Origin of the sequence: Thermomonas sp. (assembly GCF_041905325.1) — a bacterium.
Classification (GTDB): Bacteria; Pseudomonadota; Gammaproteobacteria; order Xanthomonadales; family Xanthomonadaceae; genus Thermomonas.
The window spans coordinates 138,711-159,835 of the sequence record NZ_JAYRLK010000002.1 but is presented as its reverse complement, the minus strand read 5'-3'; the positions used below and the strand labels follow the sequence as shown (position 1 = coordinate 159,835).

At 68.1% G+C, this 21,125-nt stretch carries 20 protein-coding genes and 1 tRNA gene; 10 read left to right on the top strand and 11 right to left on the bottom strand.

All coding sequences use genetic code 11. The annotated features are described in order from the left end of the window. Nucleotides 1-2: 2 nt before the first annotated feature. Entirely contained in the window at nucleotides 3-3,485 is a 3,483-nt protein-coding gene (locus tag ACE3OK_RS02950; protein ID WP_374248045.1) for an efflux RND transporter permease subunit, read from the bottom strand. Next, nucleotides 3,482-4,597, bottom strand: a complete 1,116-nt coding sequence (locus ACE3OK_RS02945) for an efflux RND transporter periplasmic adaptor subunit (RefSeq protein WP_374248044.1) — start codon at nucleotides 4,595-4,597, stop codon at nucleotides 3,482-3,484. Before ACE3OK_RS02945 ends, ACE3OK_RS02950 begins: the two co-directional genes overlap by 4 nt. Nucleotides 4,598-4,846: 249 nt before the next feature. Here ACE3OK_RS02945 and ACE3OK_RS02940 point away from each other — a divergent pair, with 249 nt between their 5' ends. The 3 genes from ACE3OK_RS02940 (at nucleotide 4,847) to ACE3OK_RS02930 (ending at nucleotide 6,105) form a co-directional block, all read left to right on the top strand. Next, nucleotides 4,847-5,233, top strand: coding sequence for a cytochrome c (locus ACE3OK_RS02940; RefSeq protein ID WP_374248290.1), 387 nt, complete (start codon nucleotides 4,847-4,849; stop codon nucleotides 5,231-5,233). 8 nt (nucleotides 5,234-5,241) lie between these two features. Further along, entirely contained in the window at nucleotides 5,242-5,676 is a 435-nt protein-coding gene (locus tag ACE3OK_RS02935) for a cytochrome c (RefSeq protein WP_374248043.1), read from the top strand. Between the two features lie 168 nt (nucleotides 5,677-5,844). Further along, the gene (locus ACE3OK_RS02930) at nucleotides 5,845-6,105 is read left to right on the top strand and encodes a DUF6522 family protein (RefSeq protein ID WP_374248042.1); all 261 of its coding nucleotides are present in this window, start codon (nucleotides 5,845-5,847) and stop codon (nucleotides 6,103-6,105) included. A gap of 105 nt (nucleotides 6,106-6,210) precedes the next feature. Here the strand turns inward: ACE3OK_RS02930 and ACE3OK_RS02925 are convergent. Together ACE3OK_RS02925 and ACE3OK_RS02920 are read right to left on the bottom strand one after the other, a co-directional pair. Then, nucleotides 6,211-6,287 (bottom strand) — tRNA-Asn (locus ACE3OK_RS02925). A 93-nt stretch (nucleotides 6,288-6,380) separates the two neighbouring features. Beyond that, nucleotides 6,381-6,821 (bottom strand): hypothetical protein, encoded by a 441-nt coding sequence (locus ACE3OK_RS02920; RefSeq protein WP_374248041.1) that lies wholly within the window; start codon nucleotides 6,819-6,821, stop codon nucleotides 6,381-6,383. Between the two features lie 104 nt (nucleotides 6,822-6,925). Between ACE3OK_RS02920 and cysS the strand changes: the two genes are divergently transcribed. The 3 genes from cysS to ACE3OK_RS02905 all read left to right on the top strand — a co-directional run bounded on the left by cysS (nucleotide 6,926) and on the right by ACE3OK_RS02905 (nucleotide 10,097). After that, entirely contained in the window at nucleotides 6,926-8,308 is a 1,383-nt protein-coding gene (cysS, locus tag ACE3OK_RS02915) for a cysteine--tRNA ligase (protein WP_374248040.1), read from the top strand. 119 nt (nucleotides 8,309-8,427) lie between these two features. Then, nucleotides 8,428-8,871 carry a SufE family protein gene (locus tag ACE3OK_RS02910; protein WP_374248039.1) on the top strand — a complete coding sequence of 148 codons (444 nt, stop codon included), beginning with the start codon at nucleotides 8,428-8,430 and terminating at the stop codon, nucleotides 8,869-8,871. Further along, complete coding sequence (locus ACE3OK_RS02905) at nucleotides 8,868-10,097, top strand: MFS transporter (protein ID WP_374248038.1); 1,230 nt, start codon at nucleotides 8,868-8,870, stop codon at nucleotides 10,095-10,097. Before ACE3OK_RS02910 ends, ACE3OK_RS02905 begins: the two co-directional genes overlap by 4 nt. 54 nt (nucleotides 10,098-10,151) lie before the next feature. Here the strand turns inward: ACE3OK_RS02905 and dksA are convergent, their stop codons facing one another. Next, nucleotides 10,152-11,162: an RNA polymerase-binding protein DksA gene (dksA, locus tag ACE3OK_RS02900; RefSeq protein WP_374248037.1), complete on the bottom strand. Its 1,011-nt coding sequence runs from the start codon at nucleotides 11,160-11,162 to the stop codon at nucleotides 10,152-10,154. Nucleotides 11,163-11,275: 113 nt separating this feature from the next. Between dksA and yidD the strand changes: the two genes are divergently transcribed. Both yidD and ACE3OK_RS02890 read left to right on the top strand, forming a co-directional pair. Beyond that, on the top strand, nucleotides 11,276-11,494 hold the full coding sequence (yidD, locus tag ACE3OK_RS02895) for a membrane protein insertion efficiency factor YidD (protein ID WP_374248036.1): 219 nt from the start codon (nucleotides 11,276-11,278) through the stop codon (nucleotides 11,492-11,494). 10 nt (nucleotides 11,495-11,504) lie between these two features. Beyond that, entirely contained in the window at nucleotides 11,505-12,851 is a 1,347-nt protein-coding gene (locus tag ACE3OK_RS02890; protein ID WP_374248035.1) for a dihydroorotase, read from the top strand. 53 nt (nucleotides 12,852-12,904) lie between these two features. Here ACE3OK_RS02890 and folE2 read toward each other — a convergent pair whose 3' ends face one another. The 6 genes from folE2 to efp are packed head-to-tail and all read right to left on the bottom strand — an operon-like array spanning nucleotide 12,905 to nucleotide 17,845. After that, on the bottom strand, nucleotides 12,905-13,828 hold the full coding sequence (folE2, locus tag ACE3OK_RS02885; protein WP_374248034.1) for a GTP cyclohydrolase FolE2: 924 nt from the start codon (nucleotides 13,826-13,828) through the stop codon (nucleotides 12,905-12,907). Nucleotides 13,829-13,876: 48 nt separating this feature from the next. Further along, nucleotides 13,877-14,542 (bottom strand): phytoene/squalene synthase family protein, encoded by a 666-nt coding sequence (locus tag ACE3OK_RS02880; protein ID WP_374248033.1) that lies wholly within the window; start codon nucleotides 14,540-14,542, stop codon nucleotides 13,877-13,879. Beyond that, complete coding sequence (gene gph / locus ACE3OK_RS02875) at nucleotides 14,539-15,231, bottom strand: phosphoglycolate phosphatase (RefSeq protein WP_374248289.1); 693 nt, start codon at nucleotides 15,229-15,231, stop codon at nucleotides 14,539-14,541. Before gph ends, ACE3OK_RS02880 begins: the two co-directional genes overlap by 4 nt. Then, the gene (gene ubiG / locus ACE3OK_RS02870; protein WP_374248032.1) at nucleotides 15,210-15,938 is read right to left on the bottom strand and encodes a bifunctional 2-polyprenyl-6-hydroxyphenol methylase/3-demethylubiquinol 3-O-methyltransferase UbiG; all 729 of its coding nucleotides are present in this window, start codon (nucleotides 15,936-15,938) and stop codon (nucleotides 15,210-15,212) included. The genes gph and ubiG overlap by 22 nt, the downstream gene beginning before the upstream one ends. After that, complete coding sequence (locus ACE3OK_RS02865; protein ID WP_374248031.1) at nucleotides 15,935-17,275, bottom strand: TRZ/ATZ family hydrolase; 1,341 nt, start codon at nucleotides 17,273-17,275, stop codon at nucleotides 15,935-15,937. Before ACE3OK_RS02865 ends, ubiG begins: the two co-directional genes overlap by 4 nt. Nucleotides 17,276-17,278: 3 nt before the next feature. Continuing rightward, complete coding sequence (gene efp / locus ACE3OK_RS02860) at nucleotides 17,279-17,845, bottom strand: elongation factor P (RefSeq protein ID WP_374248030.1); 567 nt, start codon at nucleotides 17,843-17,845, stop codon at nucleotides 17,279-17,281. A 90-nt stretch (nucleotides 17,846-17,935) separates the two neighbouring features. On the opposite strand from efp, the gene epmB reads away from it, so the two are divergent. Together epmB and ACE3OK_RS02850 are read left to right on the top strand one after the other, a co-directional pair. Beyond that, nucleotides 17,936-18,976 (top strand): EF-P beta-lysylation protein EpmB, encoded by a 1,041-nt coding sequence (gene epmB, locus ACE3OK_RS02855; protein WP_374248029.1) that lies wholly within the window; start codon nucleotides 17,936-17,938, stop codon nucleotides 18,974-18,976. Between the two features lie 40 nt (nucleotides 18,977-19,016). Continuing rightward, entirely contained in the window at nucleotides 19,017-21,116 is a 2,100-nt protein-coding gene (locus tag ACE3OK_RS02850) for an EAL domain-containing protein (protein ID WP_374248028.1), read from the top strand. The last annotated feature ends 9 nt before the right edge of the window (nucleotides 21,117-21,125 follow it).

Sequence of the window (21,125 nt, the reverse complement as noted above, 5' to 3'; positions counted from 1 at the left end):
CATCAACCCTTCACGCCACCGTTCAAGGGGTCATGCTCATGCGAGACCACGCTTGCCACCGCCTCGGCGTCCTTGCGCGCGCGGCGGCCGCGTTCGACGTAGAACGCGTCGGGCTTGCGGTCCAGCAGGTCGTACACCACCGGAATCACCACCAGGGTCAGCAGGGTGGACACCAGCAGGCCACCGATCACCGTCACCGCCATCGGGCTGCGCACCTCGGCACCGTCGCCGAAGGCCAGTGCCAGCGGCATGAAGCCGAACACGGCGCACAGCGTGGTCATCATGATCGGGCGCAGGCGCGAACGCGCGCCTTCCACCAGCGCCACGCGCTTGGCCACGCCCTCCTCGCGCAACTGGTTGACCTTGTCCACCAGGATGATGGCGTTCTTCACCACCAGCCCCACCAGCAGGATCAGGCCGATGAACACCACCACCGACACCGGCGAACGGGTCAGCACCAGCGCGGCCACCGCACCCACCAGCGCCAGCGGGATGGTGAACAGGATGACAAACGGGTGCAGCAAGGATTCGAACTGCGAGGCCATCACCAGGTAGACCATGAACACCGCCAGCGCGAAGGCGAACAAGAGCGAGCGCAGCGACTCGTCCAGCTCCTGGCCCTGCCCGCCGATCTGCATGCCGATGTTCACGCCCAGCGGTTCCCTGGCCACCAGCGTTTCCACTTCGCGGATGGCCGCGCCCAGGTCGATGTCGCGCAGGTTGGCCGACACGATCGCCACGCGCCGATGGTCGGCGCGGTGGATTTCACTGGGGCCGCTGGTGGCGATCACCTGCGCCACCGCCTGCAATTCCACCGGCGCCCCCTTGGCCGAACTGACGATCAGGTGGCGGATGTCATCCACCGAGGCGCGGTCGCTTTCGCGGGTGCGCACCAGCACGTCGATCTTGCGGTCGCGGAAGCTGTAGCGGGTGGCCACCTCGCCGGCCACCTTCTTGGTCACCGCATCCGCGACTTGCCGGGTGGTCAGGCCCAGTGCGGCGGCGCGATCCTGGTCGAACACGATCTGGATCTCGGGGAAGCCCTGCTCCACCGTGGACTTCACGTCGGCGTAGTGCGGGTTGGCGCGCAGCATCCGTGCCAGCTTGTTGCCGGCGGTGCGGATGACGTCGAGGTCATTGCCCTCCACTTCGATTTCCAGCGGTGGCGACAGCGAGAACAGTTCCGGCCTGGCGAAGTCCACCTGCACGCCGGGATGCTCGCGCAAGGTCTTGCGCAGCGCCTCGGTCAACGGTCCCTCGGCGTCGTTGCCGGTCATCACGATATCGAGCTTGCCGATGTTCTCGCCGCTCTCGGTGGGGTTGGCGTCCAGTCGCGTGCCGGTACCGGACACGCCGTACAGCAGGCGCGCGCCGGCATCCTTCGCGTGCGCCGCCTGCACCTGCCGGATCAGCGCATCGGTCTTCGCCAACGGCGTGCCCGGGGCCAGCTTGGCGGTCATCTCGAACCGGTCCTGCGCCAGCTGCGGGATCAGGTCGGTCCCCAGCAACGGCAACACCGCCAGGGTGGCCGCGAACGCCGTGCCCGCCACCAGCAAGACCGGCACCGGACGCGCCAGCGCGATCGGCAGGATGCGCAGATACCCGCGCTCGGCGCGTGCATAGGGGGCCATCGCCAGATCGCTGGCACGCCGCATCACCGGCCCGACCACGGCCCCCATGCCACGCCAGACGCGGACGATGGCCCACACCACGCCGAAGAACCCGTAGCGGAACAACGCACCCACGCCGCGCCCGGCATACATGGCCGGCATCTGCCAGGTGCTTGCCGCCTGCCAGCGCGGCTGCAGTGCCTCCTCGGGGAAGCCCATCGGCGCGCGCCCCTTCAGCGCACTGAGCATCGGGATCAACGTCATCGCCACCACCAGCGAGACCGCGATGGCAATCGCCACCGTCAGCGCCTGGTCGCGGAACAGCTGCCCGGCGATGCCCTGCACGAACACCAGCGGCAGGAATACCGCGATGGTGGTCAGCGTGGACGCCACCACCGCCATGCTGACCTCGCGGGTGCCGGCGATCGCGGCGTCGAGGATGCCCAGCCCGCGCTCACGGGCTTTGGCAATCGATTCCAGCACCACGATCGAGTCGTCCACCACCAGCCCGGTGGCCAGCGCCAGGCCACCCAGCGACATCACGTTCAGCGACAAATCCAGCCGCCCCATGAAGAAGAAGGTGGCAATGATCGACACCGGCAGCGACAGCGAGATGACGAACGTGCTCCAGCCGTCGCGCAGGAACAGGAAGATGATGAGGATCGACAGCAGGCCGCCGATCACGCCATCCACCTTCACGTCATGGATGGCGTTGCGGATGAAGATCGACTGATCTTCAATGGTGGTCAGCTCCACCCCGCGCGGCAACGTCTCGCGGATGTCCTTGAGCTTTTTCTCCAGGGCATCGGCGGTGGCCACGGTATTGGCATCACCTTCCTTGTAGATGGCCAGCTCCACCGCCTCGCGGCCGTCGAGGCGGATGATCGACTCGCGTTCCTTGTACGCCTGCCGCACCGTGGCCACGTCGCCCAACCGCAGCGCTTCGGTCCCGGCGCCGGCATTGTTGCCGCCACCTTGCGCAAGCGCCGCCATCACGCTGGCATTGCCGCTGGCCGCCGCCACCCGCATCGCCTGCTGGGTACCACTGTTGCTGCTGGCCGCGGCGCGGGTGGTCAGCAACATGTTGCGGATTTCATCGACATTGGCGAACTGGTTGACGGTGCGCACCAGGTAACGCTGCGACCCCTCTTCCAGGCGGCCGCCGGAGATGTTCACGTTCTCCTGCTGCAAGCGCTGGATCACGGCATCGATGGTCAGGCCCAACTGCGCCAGCTTGCGCTGGTCCACGTCCACCTGCACCTCGTCTTCAAGCCCCCCCCCGACCTTCACCGCCGCCACCCCGGTGACCGGCTCGAGCTTGCGCTTGAGGTCTTCGTCGGCGTACCGGCGCAGCTCCATCAACCGGCGGATGTCATCCCCGCCACCGCCGGCCTGCTTGGGCGACAGCGCCAGCCGCATGATCGGCTGGGTGGACGGGTTGAAACGCAGCAACACCGGTGCCTTGGCTTCCAGCGGGAACTGCAGCGATTCCATCTTGTCGCGCACGTCCAGGCTGGCCTGGTCCATGTCGGTGCCCCAGGCGAACTCCAGCACCACGTCGGACTGGCCGGTGCGCGACACCGACTTCAGCTTGCGCAGGCCCTTCACCACGCCCAGCGCTTCTTCCGCCGGCTGCGAGATCAGGGTTTCCACCTCGGCCGGCGCGGCACCCGGGTAATCGGTACGGACGGTCAGGGTGGGATAACTGAGGTCCGGCAGCAGGTTCACCTTCAGGCTGCCCAGCGCGATCAGGCCGAACAGCACCAGGGTGACGGTCATCATCGCGATGGTGACGCGGCGGCGGGTGGCGAACTCCACCAGGCTGAAACCGCCGTCGGGTGCCACCAGCGGGTCGTGGCTGTCGTTCGGGCTCATCGTGCCGCCTGCGCCGCCGGGGCCGCGTCCATTTGCAGTACCTTCACCGCCGTGCCCTCGCGCAGCGCGGCCTTGCCCGCCACCACCACCTGGTCACCGGCCCGCAGGCCGTTGCGCACTTCCACCCATGGGCCATCGTCGTAGCCCAGCTTCACCGTGACCCGCGCCGCCTTGCTGCCGCGCGCCACGAACACCGCCGGCTCGCCGCCATCCTCCAGTAACGCCGCCCGCGGAATCACCAGTGCATCGGCACGCTGGTCGTAGCGGATGCGGATGCGGCCGAACATGCCCGGTTGCAGCAGGTCGTCGCCGGCAAACGCGCACACCACCCGGAAGGTGCCGCTGCCGGCATCCACCACCGGCGACACGCGATCGATGCGGCCGGCGAAGGTCTTGCCCGGCAGCGCGTCGGCCGCCAGCTCCACCGCCTGGCCGGGCTTGAGCGTCTCGATCTCGCGCTCCGGCACGTTCAACGTGGCCTCCAGCCACGAGGTATCGACGATGGTGAAGATCGGCGTGTTGATCTGCACGAAGTTGCCGGGCTTGATGTCACGCGTGGAAATCACCCCGGAAATCGGCGCGGTGACATTGCCGTAGGACAGCTCCAGTCGCGCCATGCGCAACTGGGCACGGGCGTTGTCGAGGTCATAGCGCAACTGGTCGACGTCATTGGCACTGACCATTTTCTGCTCGGCCAGCTGGGTGGCGCGCCGGTAATTGGCTTCCAGCTTGCGCACCTGCGCATCGGCCTGCGCCTCCTGCAACACCGCGCGGTCGCGGTCGATGCTCACCAACGTCTGTCCGGCGACGACATGCTGGCCCACGTCGGCCAGCACCTTCAGCGCGATGCCGGAGGTTTTCGAGACCACCTGTGCATCCCCGCGTGCTTCCAGCGCGGCGGTGCCGTTGTAGCTGGCGGAAATCGAGCGCCGCGCCGCCTTGGCCACTTCCACCGGGATGGCCTCGTCGGCCTTGTCGCCTTTCTTGTCGGGCATGCCCGTGCCCTGGCCGCCCTTGCAGGCCACCAGGCCGAACGCGAGCAGCGCACCGAGACAGGCGATGGGAAGGGTGCGACCGAAGCGGAAAGCGGGGGTCGGGACGAAATCGTGCATGGGGGAGGCGCCAATGACTGGTGTTGTAGTCAAGTATATCAGTAGGCAATTTGCCGATTGCATCCGCCGAAGGTCATGCCTGCCATCGGTCATGCCTGCCGTCGGTCATGTCGGAACTCCTACGCACCCCGGCACCCTGTGGATGCGGATGAGACGCATATGAAGCAAAGCGAAACCGCCGCTATACTCTTGGGCACGCCGTGCCGCCCCACCGGCATTCACCCCTTCTCCACCCGGAACCGCCCGATGATGCGACCGTTGCCGATTGCCGCAAGCTTGGCCCTGCTGCTCATGGCCTTTGCCGTCACTGCCCAGGACCCGCCCGCCGCGCCCGCCGCGGCACCGTCCCCCGCCGCCGCGCCCTCCGCACCCGCGGTGGCCGCCACCGGCGACGCCGCCCGCGGCAAGGGGCTCACCTACACCTGCCGTGGCTGCCATGGCCTGACCGGTTACAAGAACGCCTATCCCAGCTACCACGTGCCGAAGATCGGCGGGCAATCGGAAACCTACCTGCGCAACGCGCTGGGCGAATACCGCACCGGCAAGCGCAAGCACCCGACGATGCAGGCACAGGCGGAGAGCTTCTCCGAGCAGGACATCGCCGACATCGCCGCCTACCTGTCCAGCATCAAGTGAGCCGCGCCATGACCAAGACTTCCGTGACCCTGCTCGCCCTCACCTGCGCCTTCACCCTTGCCGCCTGCGGCGGCAACCAGGCGGAAGGCGAACACGCCGCCGGGGCCGCGCAGGCCTCTTCCTCGGCCGGCCTGCCCGCAGGCCACATCGAAGCCGGCATGACGCTGGCCAGCAAGGGGGGCACCGGCATCGCCGCATGCGCGTCCTGCCATGGCGCGGAAGGCAATGCCCCGATCGACGGCATGTACCCGAAGCTGGGCGGCCAGTACGCCGACTACATCGCCCATTCCCTGCAAGCCTATCGCGGCGGCACTCGCGCCGGCGGCAATGCCGACATCATGGCTGCGCAGGCGAAGGCGCTGAGCGACCAGCAGATCGCCGACCTCGCGGCGTATTTCGCCAGCGTCCCCACCCAGCTGCGCGACCTGCAAAACGCCAACTGAGCCGGCCATCTGCCGGATCATCACGAAAGGGGCCACCAGGCCCCTTTCGCACGTCTGCGCAATGCAAACGGCACGCCCCACCCGAATCGCGGCCCCGGTTGACCCGGGTCATGGCAGGCCGGCACCCTCGCATCGACACTGGCGGCGTTCCCCCGCCACATCGCACGCATGGCCAAGCCCATCCACCTTGCACTCAATCCGACGTTCGAAATCGAGATCGATGCCGGCCCGATCGCAGACGCCCTCGGGGTGACGCAGGACATCTTCTTCACCCTGCTGGAGCAACGCCGGATCAGCCAGTTGTGCGAACGCGGCACCGGCGAGGACGCAGGCAGCTACCGTGCCTCCTTCTACCTCGATGACAAGCGCGCGCGCGTGGTGGTGGATCGCAATGGACGGATGCTGGGCACGGTGGAACGCCGGCCCTGACGGCAGCCCGAAGCGCCGCCGCGACGGCACCCGGATGCCATCGTGTTCACATCGCGCACGCTGCAAAAAAACAAAGGCCAGCAATTGCTTGCTGGCCTTCGAAAGTGGCGCCCGAAGTTGGACTCGAACCAACGACCCCCTGATTAACAGTCAAGTGCTCTAACCGGCTGAGCTATTCGGGCGAAGTCGCGCATTTTAGGGGGTGATGAGCGCGGTTGCAACATCGAATCGAAAACAATGCATGGTTCTCACCACGCCCTGCCCGTCGCGCGGCATCAATCCGCGGGCCGCGGGGTGATGGAGATGCGGATGCGCAGCCGGTTGCCCGGGTCGGCGTCCATGCGGGTGCGGAACTTGCTGCCGCGATACATGTAGTCGACGTCATAGGCGATGGCGCGGCGGTATTCCCGGGCCACCGGCTCCATCCGGCAATTCTGCACGGGCGCGGCGGCCTTGTCGGCGCCGGAAAGATGGTCCTTCACCGCGGTCACGACCCGCGACAACGGGTTGCCACTGCCGCCGTCACAGACGCGCTCCATGCCGGTGGTGCGCAAGACCTGGTAGACCGGTCGCACCGCCAGCACCTGCGCATAGTCGTAGCGCACGTTTTCAACCGGCAACACGACCTCGCGTGAAGAGTCCTGCGCGAACGCGGCTGCGCACGCCAGCAACCCGGCTGGCAGGCACAACACGGTCGGGATTCTGGACACAGGCATGACCGCAGTTTATCGACGCATGCCCGCCAGCGGCTGAATCGCCGCTGTCGCAGAGATGCGCTGCCTTCGCCCGCTACAATGGATCACCCCACGCATCCATCGCCATGAGCCTGCATCTCTACAACACGCTGAGTCGTCGACCGGAGCCTTTCGTGCCACTGGTCACACATTGCCCCACGATGTACGTGTGCGGGCCCACCGTCTACAACTACGTGCACATCGGCAACGCCCGCGGGCCGGTGGTGTTCGGGGTGCTGGCCGCGCTGCTGCGGCGCCGCTACGGTGGCCTGCGCTACGCCCGCAACATCACCGACGTGGACGACAAGATCAACGCGGCGGCAAAGGACCTGGGCACGCCCATTTCCACGATCACCGACAAGTACGCCGCCGCCTATCGCGAGGACATGGCGGCGCTTGGCGTGGCCGGTGACTTCGCCCCCGACATCGAGCCGGCGGCCACCGCGCACATGCCGCAGATGATCGCGATGATCGAGCGCCTGATCGCCGACGGCCACGCCTACGCGGCGGAAGGCCACGTGCTGTTCGCGGTGGCAAGCTTCCCCGGCTACGGCAAACTCTCGCGCCGCGACACCGAGGAAATGCTGGCCGGTGCGCGGGTGGAAGTGGCACCGTACAAGCGCGATGCCGGGGATTTCGTGCTGTGGAAGCCGAGCACGGACGACCTGCCGGGCTGGGATTCGCCCTGGGGGCGCGGCCGTCCCGGCTGGCACATCGAATGCTCGGCGATGGCCGAGGCCCACCTGGGCGAGACCATCGACATCCATGCCGGCGGCGTGGATCTCGCGTTCCCGCATCACGAGAACGAAGTGGCACAAAGCGAGTGCGCGCACGGCGGCCAGCCGTTTGCGCGGTTCTGGCTGCACAACGGCATGCTGAATTTCGGCGGTGCCAAGATGGCCAAGTCGGTCGGCAACATCCAGCGCGTGCACGACCTGGTGCGGCAGCACCCGCCGGAAGCACTGCGTTACGCGCTGCTCTCCGCGCATTACCGGCAGCCACTGGAATGGTCGGACGGGCTGATCGAGCAGTGCGTGCGCACGCTCGACCGGCTGTACGGCACCCTGCGCGATCTGGCGGATGTCGACGCCGGGCCGGCCACCCCGGCCAGCATCGAAGCGGCGCTGGACGACGATCTCAACACCCCGGCGGCGCTGGCGGAGGTCGCCCGCATCGCCGGCGAAGCGCGCAAGGCCACCTCGACGCAAGACAAGGCTGCATTGAAGGCGCAACTGCTGGGTGCCGGCAAGGTGCTGGGTCTGTTGCAGCAATCGCCGACGGACTGGTTCGCGCGCGGTGCCGGCAATGACGACGACGCCCGCATCCAGGCGCTGATCGACGAACGCATCGAAGCCAAGAAATCGCGCGACTTCGCCCGCGCCGACGCCATCCGCCAGCAACTGGCCGACGAAGGCATCCTGCTGGAAGACACGCCGCAGGGCGTCAGATGGGTGAGGAAGCGCGCATAGCCGGTGCCCTATCGGCACCGGCTGCGCTTCCGAACGCCCGGCCACGGATGGCCGGGCCGAACGATCCGAATCATGGATGCAGCGCCACGGATGGCAGCCAGCAAGTTCCCAGGAACGACATGACCAATTCCCCCTTCCCGCTCGAATCCACCGCCGCCGACGCCCAGGCCGCCATTGCCGATGAATTCGGCTTCTTCGGCGACTGGTCGGAGCGCTATCAATACCTGATCGACCTTGGCCGCAAGCTGCCGGACTTCCCGGAAGCGTGGAAGACCGAGGAGCACCGCCTGCAGGGCTGCCAGTCGCTGGTCTGGATCGTGGCCGAAGGCGACGCCCATCGGCTCGATTTCCATTCGGTCAGCGACTCGGCCATCGTCTCCGGGCTGGTCTACCTCGCGCTGCGGGTGTACTCCGGGCGCAGTGCCGCCGAGATCGTCGCCACCGCACCGGACTACATCGCCGCCATCGGCCTGTCCAAACACCTCTCGCCCACCCGCAGCAACGGCCATGCAGCACTGCTGGCCTTCATCCGCGAACGCGCGCAGGCCGCCTGCGCGGGATGAGCCCGGCCCTGCCCTCGCCGCTGCGCAGCGTCGGCTTCCGCTGGCTGATGCTCTACCGGATCTGCACGCTGCTGTCCTACCAGGTGGTGGCGGTGACGGTGGGCTGGCACGTCTACGAGATCACCCACAGCACGCTGTCGCTGGGGCTGGTGGGGCTGGCCGAGGTGCTGCCCTATTTCTGCGTGGCCCCGTTTTCCGGCTATCTGGTCGATCACCTGCCACGCCGCCGGCTGGGTGCCGCCGCCTGCACCCTGCTGGCGGTCAATGCCGGCGTGCTGGCACTGATCGCATCCGGCACATTGGCGACGCAGGGCACTTGGCCAATCTACCTTGCCGTCGCGGTGGGCGGGGCCGGCCGTTCGTTCCTAGGCCCCATCTACAACGCGCTGTTCGCCCGCGTGCTGCAACGCGAACAATTCCCCACCGGGGCCAGCATGGGCAGCGTGGTGTTCCAGATGGGGCTGGTGCTGGGGCCGGCACTGGGCGGGGTGCTGGTGGGGGCGTTCGGCAAATCCTTGTCGTACGCCGCGGCCACGGTGGTGGCACTGGCGGCGGCCGGTACCTTGCTGGCGATGCCGGTCACCGAGCCGGCCAGGACGCTGCAACGCGGGCCGATCTTCGCCAGCATCGCCGAAGGCGCACGCTTCGTCGCCGGCAACCAGATCATGCTGGGGGCGATGGCGCTGGACATGTTCTCGGTGCTGCTGGGGGGCGCAGTCTCCATGCTGCCGGCCTTCATCAAGGACATCCTGCACCAAGGCCCCGAGGCGCTGGGCATCCTGCGTGCGGCACCGGCGATCGGCTCGATCGTCATCGCGTTGTGGCTGACGCGCCACCCCCTGCAACGCCATGCCGGCCGCGTGCTGCTGCTGGCGGTCGCGGCCTTCGGCGCGTGCACGATCGCCTTCGCGCTGTCGCGGCACCTGTGGCTGTCCTGCACCCTGCTGGTGCTGTACGGGATGTGCGACGGGGTGTCGGTGGTGATGCGTTCCACCATCATGCAGTTGGTGACACCCGACGAGATGCGCGGGCGGGTCTCGTCGATCAACGGCATCTTCGTCAGCTCGTCGAACGAGCTGGGGGCGTTCTACGACGGCGTGATGGCCCGCCTGCTGGGGTTGATCCCGGCGATGGTGCTGGGTGGTTTCGTCACCCTCGGGGTGGTGGGGGCCACCGCGAAACTGGCACCGCGCCTGCGCCGGCTGGACCTGCGCGAGCTGCAGTAACGCGAAACCCCGCCGCAGCGGGGTTTCGGGCCATGCGCGCGGGGCAGACGCCCTTCAATCGCCCATCAGCTTCTGCGAGTGCTCCCAGCGCTCCTGCGCATCGATGGTGCGCTCGGCGGTCAGCCGCGCCTCCATCCGCTCCAGGCCGATCTCTTCGCCGGTATCGACGCAGAAGCCGTACTCGCCGCTGTCCACACGCTTGAGCGTGCTGTCGATCTTGCCGATCAGCTTGCGGTAGCGGTCGCGGGTGCGCAGTTCCAGCGAGTTCTCGGTCTCGCGGGTGGCGCGCTCGGCCTCGTCGCCGATGTCGCGCACTTCTTCCTTCAGGTTCTCGATGGTCTGCTTGGACTCCTCCACCAGGTCGGCGCGCCATTGCAGCAGCCGCTGGCGGAAGTACTCCAGTTGCAGCGGGCTCATGTATTCCTCTTCCGGCGACGGCTTGTAGCCTGCCGGCAGGATCGGCCGGCCGGTCGCCTCGTCGGTCTTGTATGCAACCACTTTGTGCTTGCCCTTGGGTGCGGGCTGCCCTTCGGTTTTCTTCTTTACTGCCACTACAACTTTTCCTGTGGGTTTGGGTGCAACGAAACCCGGCTTCTTGACCGGGTTGGCCGCAGACTTCGCGGCGTCCTGTTTGGATGCAGCCATTTTGGTGGGTGCGGGCTTGGCGGGTGCGGGCTTGGTGGCCGGCTTCGCCGCCGCAACGGGCTTGGCCGGTGCCGCTGCCTTCGCCGGTGCGGGTGCCTTCGTGGCAACGGGCTTGGCAACGGGCTTGGCAGCCGCCGGCTTCTTCACAACGGGCTTGGCCACCGATTTGGCGACGGGCTTCGTTGCCGGCTTCGTTGCCGGCTTCGTTGCGGGCTTGGCGGCCGCTTTTGCGACCGGCTTGGCCGCCGGTTTGACGACCTTGCCAGCCGCGGGCTTCTTGGCGGCAACCGCCTTTTTCACTGGCGCAGCCTTCTTCACGACCGGCTTGGCAACCGCTTTCCTGGCAGCTGCCGGCTGTTTTGCGGGGGCGGCCTTTTTGGCCGGCTTGGCGGCCTTTTTCGCTGGTTTCTTCGCTGCCACGTCGAGGTATCCCTTCAGTCATCCCTTGAGGCGGGAAGGCGCGCTGTTATACCCTGCCACGCGCAAGGCGGCAACCTCACCACGCCGCCGCACCCCCGTCTCGTGACCGGTCCGTGATCGACAGACTCCTCATCGCGCTGCTGCGCGGCTACAAGCGCTGGATCAGCCCCCTGCTGGGGACGCGCTGCCGGTTCGTCCCGACCTGTTCGGAATACGCGATGGACGCCATCGGCCGCTTCGGCGCGTTCAAGGGCGGCTGGCTGGCGATCCGTCGCATCGGCCGCTGCCATCCCCTCCATCCCGGCGGGCACGATCCCGTGCCGCCCCCCTAAGGAAGCCCCCATGTCCTCCACCCTGATCGTCAACGCCCGGCTGGTGAACGAAGGTCGCGAATTCGACGGCGACCTGCGCTTCGGCAACGGCCGCATCGAAGCCATCGGCAGCAGCCTGGCCACCAGGCCCGGCGACACCGTGATCGACGCCAACGGCCGCCGGCTGCTGCCGGGCATGATCGACGACCAGGTGCATTTCCGCGAACCCGGCATGGAATACAAGGCCGACATGGCCACCGAGTCGGCGGCGGCGGTCGCCGGCGGCCTGACCAGCTTCATGGACATGCCCAATACCCGCCCGCCGACGCTGGACAGCGCCGCGCTGGAGGACAAGTACCGCCGCGCCGCCGGCCGCGTCTGGGGCAACTACGGCTTCTACCACGGCGCCTCCAACGACAATCTGGAAGCGATCCGCGCGCTCGACCCGAAGGCCGCGCCGGGCATCAAGGTGTTCATGGGCGCGTCCACCGGCAACATGCTGGTGGACGATCCGGACACCCTGGACGCGATCTTCCGCGACACCCCGGTACCGATCATCACCCACTGCGAAGACACCCCGATGATCGACGCCACCTTCGCCGAGTACCGGGCGAAGTACGGCGACGCCATCCCGGTGGAATGCCACCCGGACATCCGCTCGCGCGAGGCATGCATCAAGTCCACGCGGCTGGCGATGGAGCTGGCGCGCCGCCACGGCACCCGCCTGCACGTGCTGCACATCAGCACCGCCGACGAACTGGCGCTGTTCGAGAAGGGCCCGCTGATCCGTGCTGATGGCAGCCGCAAGCAAATCACCGCCGAGACCTGCGTGCACTTCCTGCACTTCGCCCGCCCCGACTACGCGCGGCTGGGCAACCTGATCAAGTGCAACCCGGCGATCAAGGACGTCTCCGACCGCGACGCCATCCTGCGCGCGCTGGCCGACGACGTGCTGGACGTGCTCGCCACCGACCACGCGCCGCATACGCTGGAAGAAAAGAACAAGCCCTACATCGACGCACCCAGCGGCCTGCCGCTGGTGCAGTACGCGCTGAACCTGGCGCTGGAGAAGGTACACGATGGCCTGCTGACCACCGCGCAGGTGGTGCAGAAGTTCGCCCATGCGCCGGCCCAGCTGTTCGATGTCGAACGCCGCGGCTTCCTGCGCGAAGGGTATGCCGCCGATCTGGTGCTGGTGGAGGACGCGCCGCTGACCGTCCGCCGCGAGGACGTGCTCAGCAAGTGCGGCTGGTCGCCGTTCGAGGGCATGACCTTCCGCTCGCGCATCGCCTCCACCTGGGTCAACGGCGTACTGGCGTGGGACGGCGACAAGCTGGTCGGCAGCCCGCAGGGACAGCGGCTGACGTTCGACCGCTGAGGGTCCTCGAACGGCTCACCTCCCCTGTCGTGCAGGGGAGGACAGGCACGGCCTCAGGTATTCCTGCCGCTGACGCTGGCGACGGCGTCGTGCGGGTGCAGGCTCTCGAAATGCGCCACACGGGCGCTCCACGCGGCGATGCGGGAATCACTGGCAAGCACCGATGCCACCCGGCGTGCGGCATCTTCGCAAAACATCAGATTGGCCGCATTGGCCAGCGCGAAGGCTTGCTCGTCTTCGCGCTTGACCGCCGTCTGCACCGGCGTGCCCAGCGCGGTTTCCAGCGCGTCCACCAGCGATGCCAGCGGCAGCTCGTCGAACGCCGGCCGCAGTTCCACGCGCACGTCGGCGCGGCTGCGCTGGGCGTGCGGGGTGGCGGCCATGCCGCGCTCGCCGGCCAGCCAGTCGTGCACGGCGGCCACCGACAGCGACTGTGCGGCGGCGAAATCCTCGGCGAAGCGCTGCGCATTGGCCTGCCGCGACAGCGCAGCAGACGCCGGACAGGTGCTGGAGTATTCGACCGAAAAGCCCAGGGTCAGCCGCAGGTGGCCGTCGGCAAGCTCCGCCTCGATCTCCACCGGGTACCGCTTCCAGCCGGCGTTGTCGCTCAGCAGGGCGCGGCGCAACAGCAGGTGGTCGAAGCGCAGGCGCAGGCGCGCGCGTTCGGCCAGGCCCTTCTGCGAGGCGATGCAGGCGTCCAGCAGCCGCCGCAGCGAGGGCGCGCCCAGGGTTTCGTTCGCAAGGCCTTCCTGCAGCTGCAGGTACAGCCGCGACATGTGGATGCCGCGGGCATCGGGATCACGCAGGTTGACCGCCACGTCCACACTGGCGGGCACCAGCAGCGGTGTACCGCCCTCGCCAGGCAGGCGGATGGGCAGGGCCATGCCGTCCATGCCCACCCAGTCCAGCGGGCGCGCCAGCGCCACCGCGTCAAAAGCGACATCGGGCAGGGGGGCGGGGGAAACGGTCTTGTGCATCGCGGCATTGTAACGGGCCAGATGTGAGTACCCGTGCAACGCTGTGGTTCAGCCGCGCGCGGCACGCCAACTGGCCAGCAGCACGCGCCAACGCGACCTCGCGCCTTCGCGCCCTGCGGCACGCCGCTGCAAGCGCATGCGCAGCAAGCTGGCATGCAGGCGCTCGGGACGGGAAGCATCGGCCAGCGGCGGCAACCGCAACAGCCCCCGGGCCCCCAGAGCCCCCTGCACGCCACTGGGAGGCAGGCGCAACGCGCGCTCGGCCAGCAGGGTCACGGCCACGTCCTGGGGCTCGGCGGGAACGCCGCCGAACAACGCCGCCGCCACCTCGGCCAACCCCAGTGCTGCGGACTCCAGGCCGCGCACCGCGCTGCCCAGATCGCCCTGCACGCTGCGGCTGGCGGCCAACTGCGGCAATGCATCCGCCAGCGCCGCCCAGGCGGCCGGTTGCTTCTGCAACAGCTGGCCCAGCGGATGCCGGTAGGCACCGCGCGCCCAGCCGCGCAACTCTTCCTGCCACCACGCCAGCTTGGCCATGCCCGGCGTGGGATCTTCGCCGGCCCAGGCGGCGTCGGCCCATTCCCCGCGCAATGCCAGCCAGCCACGCGCCAGCTCGCGCTGCGCGACCGGAATGAACGCCTCGGCCACCGTCCACTCCGGCCAGTGGGCCTGCCATTTGTCGAGCACGTCCCGGTACGGTGCGCGCGCGCTCATCGCAATGCGTCCCAAAACGCCGGCCGACGCAGCTCGGACACCGATCCCGCCAGCACATCCGCACCCCACTCCCGCGGGTCGTCGCCGTCCGGCCGATAGCCCCACAGGGCGGCGATCGCGCGCATCCCGGCAGCGCGGGCGGATTCGATGTCGCGCCGGTCATCCCCCACGTACGCGCAATCGGCAATCGCCGTGTCCAGCACCTGCGCGGCGTGCAGCAGCGGCAGCGGATGCGGCTTGCGTTCGGGAAGGGTGTCGCCGCCGATCAGGAGCGCGCAGCGCGCTTCCCAGCCCAGCCCCGGCAGCACCTGCCGCGCCAGGTATTCCGGCTTGTTGGTAACGATGCCCCAGCGGCTGCCGGCGGCTTCGATGGCCTCCAGCAACTCGGCCACGCCCTCGAACAACACGCCGTGCTGGCCCAGCACCTGTTCGTAGGTATCGAGGAACTCGCGCACCATCGCGCCCGGCACCTCGCCGCCCAGCTCCGGGAACGCCACCGCACTCATCGCCCGCGAGCCCTTGGACACGTGCGGGCGCAACGCCTCCAGCGCCATCGGCCCCTGCCCGCGCGCCGCGCGCATGCGGTTGACCGTGGCCAGCATGTCCGGCGCGCTGTCGAGCAGGGTGCCGTCGAGGTCGAACAGCACCAGCTTCGGAAACACTGCGCTCATTCCGGCTTGCGCGCGCAGGCGAGGTAATTGACGTCGGTGCGCCGCACCACCCGCGCGGCGTTGCGCCACGGCTCGTACAGCAGGCCGCTGACGTCTTCCAGCACCAGCCCGGCCTCGCGCAGCAGCCGCGCCAGCTCCGACGGCTTGATGAAGTCGCGGTACTGGTGGGTGCCCTTGGGCAGCAGGCGGGCGATGTATTCCGCGCCGACGATGGCCAGTGCGAACGCGGCCGGGGTGCGGTTGAGGGTGGACAGGAACAGGCGTCCACCCGGCTTCAGCAGGGTCGCGCAGGCGCGCACGACGGACGCCGGATCGGGCACGTGCTCCAGCATTTCCATGCAGGTGACGACATCGAACGAGGCCGGCGCCTCTTCGGCCAGTGCTTCCACCACCATCTGCCGGTATTCGACCTTCACCCCCGGCTGTTGCTGGGCAAGTTCCAGGCCGTGCAGACGCGCGACCTTCAGCAGGCTGGGGGCCAGATCGATGGCAGTGACGCGGGCGCCGGCCTTGGCCAGCGCCTCGCTGAGCAGGCCGCCGCCGCAGCCCACGTCCAGCACGGCCGCATCGCGCAGCGCCGCCCGCTCCGCCACGTAGCCCAGCCGCGCCGGGTTCAGCGCGTGCAACGCCTTCTGCGGGCCGTCGGGGTCCCACCAGCGCTGGGCCAGCTCGTCAAACTTGTCGAGCTCGGGCTGATGGAAATTGGCGTGGGGTGTTGCAGTCATGGCGTTTTCACCTTGGCGATCCGCTGCCGCCACTGCCGCGCGTTGGCAACGATGGCATCGCAATCCATGCCCACCAGCACGCGCTGACGCAGCTTGGCCACGCCGTCGATCCAGACGTCACTGACCTGCTGGCGGCCGGTGGCGTAGATCAGCTGCGAGACCACGTGGTGCAGCGGCTGGGTTTCCAGCTGGGACAAGTCCACGCACACCAGGTCGGCGCGCTTGCCGACCTCGAGACTGCCGATGGCGGCATCGAAGCCCAGCGCCCTGGCACCGCCCAGCGTGGCCGCATGCAACGCCTCGAAAGCATCGAAGCCGGCGGCATCGTGGGCCACCGCCTTGGCCAGCAGTGCGGCGGTGCGGGTTTCGCCGAACATGTCGAGGTCGTTGTTGCTGGCGCAGCCATCGGTACCGATGGCGAGGTTCACGCCCGCCTTCAGCAAGGCGCACACCGGGCTGAAGCCGGAGGCCAGCTTGAGGTTGGATTCCGGGCAATGCACCACGCTGACGCCGCGTTCGGCGCACAGGGCGATCTCGCCATCCGTGAGCTGGGTCATGTGCACGGCGATCAGGCGGTCGTTCATCAGCCCCAGGCGCTCGATGCGGGCGATCGGGCGCTGGCCGTGCAGCTGGATCGAGTCGCTCACCTCTTGCGCGGTTTCGTGCAGGTGCAGGTGCACCGGCACGTCCAGCTGGTCGGCCAGCATGCGGAGGCGTTCGAAATTGGCGTCGCTGACCGTGTAGGGCGCGTGCGGCGCGAACGCGGTGCGCACCAGCGCATCATCGCGCCAGTTGTCGTGCAGCTCGCAGGCGCGGTCGAAGTACTCGTCGTCGCTCTTCGCCCAGGCGCTGGGAAAGTCGATGATCACCGCACCCACCCGCGCGCGGAAGCCGTACTTCCTGTACACGGCGGCCTGCACGTCGGGGAAGAAATAGTTCTCGTTGGCGCAGGTGGTGCCGCCGCGCAGCATCTCGGCGATCGACAGCGCGGTGCCGTCGGCCACGAATTCCGGCCCGATCACCGCCGCCTCCACCGGCCAGATGTGCTCGCGCAGCCAGGTCATCAGCGGCAGGTCGTCGGCGATCCCGCGCAGCAGGGTCATCGGGTTGTGGGTGTGGGCGTTGATCAGGCCGGGGATCAGCGCGGCATCCGGGCGCGACACGGTGTCCTTCGCTGCGAAGCGCGCGCGCGCTTCGGAAATCGGCAGCACGGCGACGATGGCCCCGGCAGAAACGGCAACGGCGTGATCCGGGAGGACCACGCCGTGCGGCACCACCGGGACCACCCAGCCGGCTTCGATCAGCAGATCGCAGGGCTGCGGGGCGGCATCCGTCATGGCTTACTTCACCCGGCTGACGTATTCGCCGCTGCGGGTGTCGACCTTGATGATTTCGTCCTGGCCGACGAACAGCGGCACGCGCACCACCGCGCCGGTTTCCAGCGTGGCCGGCTTGCCACCGGTACCGGCGGTGTCGCCCTTCACGCCCGGGTCGGTCTCGACGATCTTCAGCTCGACGAAGTTCGGCGGGGTCACCTGGATCGGGTTGCCGTTGAACAGGGTGACCACGCAGTCTTCCTCACCCTTGATCCACTTGGCGGCATCACCGACGCCGGCCTTGTCGGCCTGCACCTGCTCGAAGGTCTCCTGGTTCATGAAGTGCCAGTACTCGCCATCGGTGTACAGGTACTGCATGTCGGTGTCGACGACGTCGGCGGCTTCCACCGAATCGGTGGACTTCATGGTGATTTCCTGCACGCGGCCGGTACGGATCTGGCGGTAGCGCACGCGGGTGAAGGCCTGGCCCTTGCCCGGCTTCACGTAATCGGTTTCGAAAATGACCGCGGGCTCGTTGTTGACCAGGATTTTCTGGCCGGATTTGACGTCGTTCATGCCCAGAGTGGCCATGGGTGCTCCTTGGGGCCACCCGGCAGGGCGGCTAAACTGTTGGGATTCAAGTATTCCGGGGCCACCGGAACCGTGTAATTGCAGCCGCCTATGATACCCGCAGCCCCCACTCCAATGCAGCAAGCCACCCCGCCCAGCTGGCAGTCGCTATGGCGGCAGGCCGTGCGCGACCCGCGCGAGCTGCTGGCGCTGCTGGGGCTGCAGGCGCTGGCGGCCGGCCAGTCCGAGACCGCCGCCACCCAGTTCCCGCTGCGGGTGCCGCGCGGCTTCATCGCGCGCATGCGCCACGGCGACCCGCTTGATCCGCTGCTGCGGCAAGTGCTGCCGGTGCTGGACGAAGAGCGCATCGTGCCCGGCTTCGCCCTGGACGCGGTGGGCGATGGTGCCGCCCGCAGCGGCCACGGCGTGATCCAGAAGTACGACGGCCGCGCCTTGCTGATCGCCACCGGCAGTTGCGCGGTGAACTGCCGCTACTGCTTCCGCCGCCACTATCCCTATGCCGAGGACACCGCAACGGTCGATGGCTGGCGTGAAGCGGTGGCGCTGGTCGCGGCCGACCCGTCCGTGCACGAGGTGATCCTGTCCGGCGGCGATCCGCTGTCGCTCGCCGACCACAAGCTGGCCGAGCTGACCGATGCACTGCGCGGCATTCCGCATATCCGCCGCCTGCGCATCCATACCCGCCTGCCGATCGTGCTGCCGGAACGGGTGGATGCCGGCCTGCTGGCGTGGCTGCGCAGCCTGCCGTGGCCGGTGGCGGTGGTGGTGCACGCCAACCACGCCCACGAATTCGATGCATCGGTGGATGCGGCGCTGGCGGCGCTGCGGGCGGCGGGCGTCACGCTGCTGAATCAGGCGGTGCTGCTGCGCGGGGTCAACGATTCGGTAGCCGCACTGGCCGCACTGTGCGAACGCGGCTTTGCGGCCGGCGTGCTGCCCTACTACCTGCACCAGCTCGACCGGGTGGCGGGTGCCGCCCACTTCGAGATCGACGACGCCACCGCGTTGGCCCTGCACGCGGCCCTGTCCGCCCGCCTGCCCGGTTACCTGGTTCCCAGGCTGGTGCGGGAAATCCCCGGCCAACCCGGCAAGACCCCGCTGGCGCAAGCCGTTGCGACGGGCGCAGGATGATGTAGCCTTTCCCCATCCCTCCGCATTCCTCCCCCGACGCATGGCCACAAGCAAGGACACCGCACTGCGACTGATGCTTGTTGCCGATCTGGTCAACGAGGCCGAGGCCATGGTCAGTCGCCTGCGCAACGCCGGCACCGCGGTGCGCCCGCTGCGCCCGGAATCGCTGGACGAGCTGGTCGAAATCCTGGCCCGGCAACCCGTCGACATGGTGCTGGCCGACTACCGCGCCGTGATCATTCCGTTCGACCAGGTGGCGAAGGCGGTGATGGGCTGCGGCAAGGACGTTCCCTTGCTGGCCGTGCTGGACGGCGTCAGCGACGACATCCTCGAAAACGTGCAGGCGCTCGGAGCGCAGACGGTGGCCCTGCGCGATCGCGCGCAGCAGTTCCTCAAGAGCGTGCAGACCGAATGGAACGACCTCGAGGCCCGGCGCTCGCAGCGCCGGCTGGAGGCGCAGATGCGCGAAACCCAACGCCGCTGCGACATGCTGATCGACTCCTCGCGCGAGCCGATCGCCTACATCCACGAGGGCATGCACATCCGCGCCAACCAGGCTTACCTGGAGATGTTCGGCTTCGAGTCGTTCGAGGACATCGAAGGCATGTCGCTGCTGGATCTGGTGGCCCCCGCCGATGTCGATGCGTTCAAGGCGCTGCTCAAGAGCCTGTCCAAGGGCGAGGAGGCACCCCCGCGCCACGAACTCACCGCCCATGACATCGATGGCAACCAGTTCCCGGCAGTGATGGAGTTCACCGCCGCGCAATACCAGGGCGAGCATTGCCAGCAGGTGATCTTCCGCCACCAGGCCCCCGAGGTCGACCCGGAGCTGGCGCTGGAACTGGAAAAGCTGCGCGAACGCGACCAGGCGACCGGGCTGCTCAACCGGCCCACCTTCATGCGCGTGCTGGAAGACGCGGTGGTGGATGCCGGGCAGCGCCAGGCCCAGTACGGCTTCCTGCTGCTGGAGCCGGACAACTACCAGCGCATCCTGCACGAGATCGGGCTGGACAATGCAGACGCCCTGCTAGCGGCGATCGCCGATTGCATCCGCGGGGTGCTGGGCGAGCAATTGACCGACGGCGGCGCACACGCGGCCCGCTTCAGCGAGCACAGTTTCGCGGTGCTCATCCGTGGCGACCACGCCAGCACCAACGCGCTGGCCGAACGCCTGCGCGCCGGATTCGCCGCGCAGGTGTTCGAAGTCGGCGGCAAGTCCAGCGCCATCACCACCAGTGTGGGCGGCGTGCAGATTGGCGAAAAGATCGCCAGCGTTTCGCAGGTGCTGGCCAAGGCCAACCACTGCGTGCAGTCCTCGCAGGGCGTGGGCGGCAACCATTTCGAGGTCTTCGACCCCAGCGCCGTCGACCGCGCCGAGGAAGAACGCATCCAGGCCTGGGTGGAGCGCCTGCGCGACGCGCTGGCCAACGACCGCTTCCTGCTGCACTACCAGCCCATCATCCACCTGCTGGGCGAACCGCGGGCGATGTACGAGGCCTATCTGCGGCTGGAAACCGGCAGCGGCGAAACCGTCACCCCGATGAGTTTCCTGCAGATCGCCGAGGAACACGGTCTGCTGGGCCAGATCGACCGCTGGGTGATCGGCCATGCCATCGCCGCGATCGGCGCGCGCGCGCGCGCCGGCAAACCGGTGACGCTACTGGTCAAGATCACCCAGTCGTCGTTGCAGGACAACGACCTGCCCGCCTTCATCGCCGAGCAGCTTGCCGCACACGACGCCAAGGGCGAACACCTGCTGTTGCAACTGCCGGAATCCAAGGTGTTCATCAACCTGCGCGCGGCGCAGGAGTTCGGCGCTGCCGTCGGCAAGTGCGGCTGCAAGCTGGTGCTGGAGCAGTTCGGCGCCGGGCTGGACTCGTTCCAGCTGCTGACCCATTTCGTGCCCGGCTACATCAAGCTGGACCGCAGTTTCATGGAAGACCTGCCGAAGAACGCGGCCAACCAGCGCAGGATCCGCGAACTGGCGCAAAAAGGGCGCGAGCTGGGCTGCCTGACCATTGCCGAATACATCCAGGATGCAGCCAGCATGAGCATCCTGTTCGGCTGCGGGATCGACTATGCCGAGGGGGATTTCCTGGCCGTGGCCACGCCGGACATGCACTACGACTTCGACGCCTGAGACGCCACG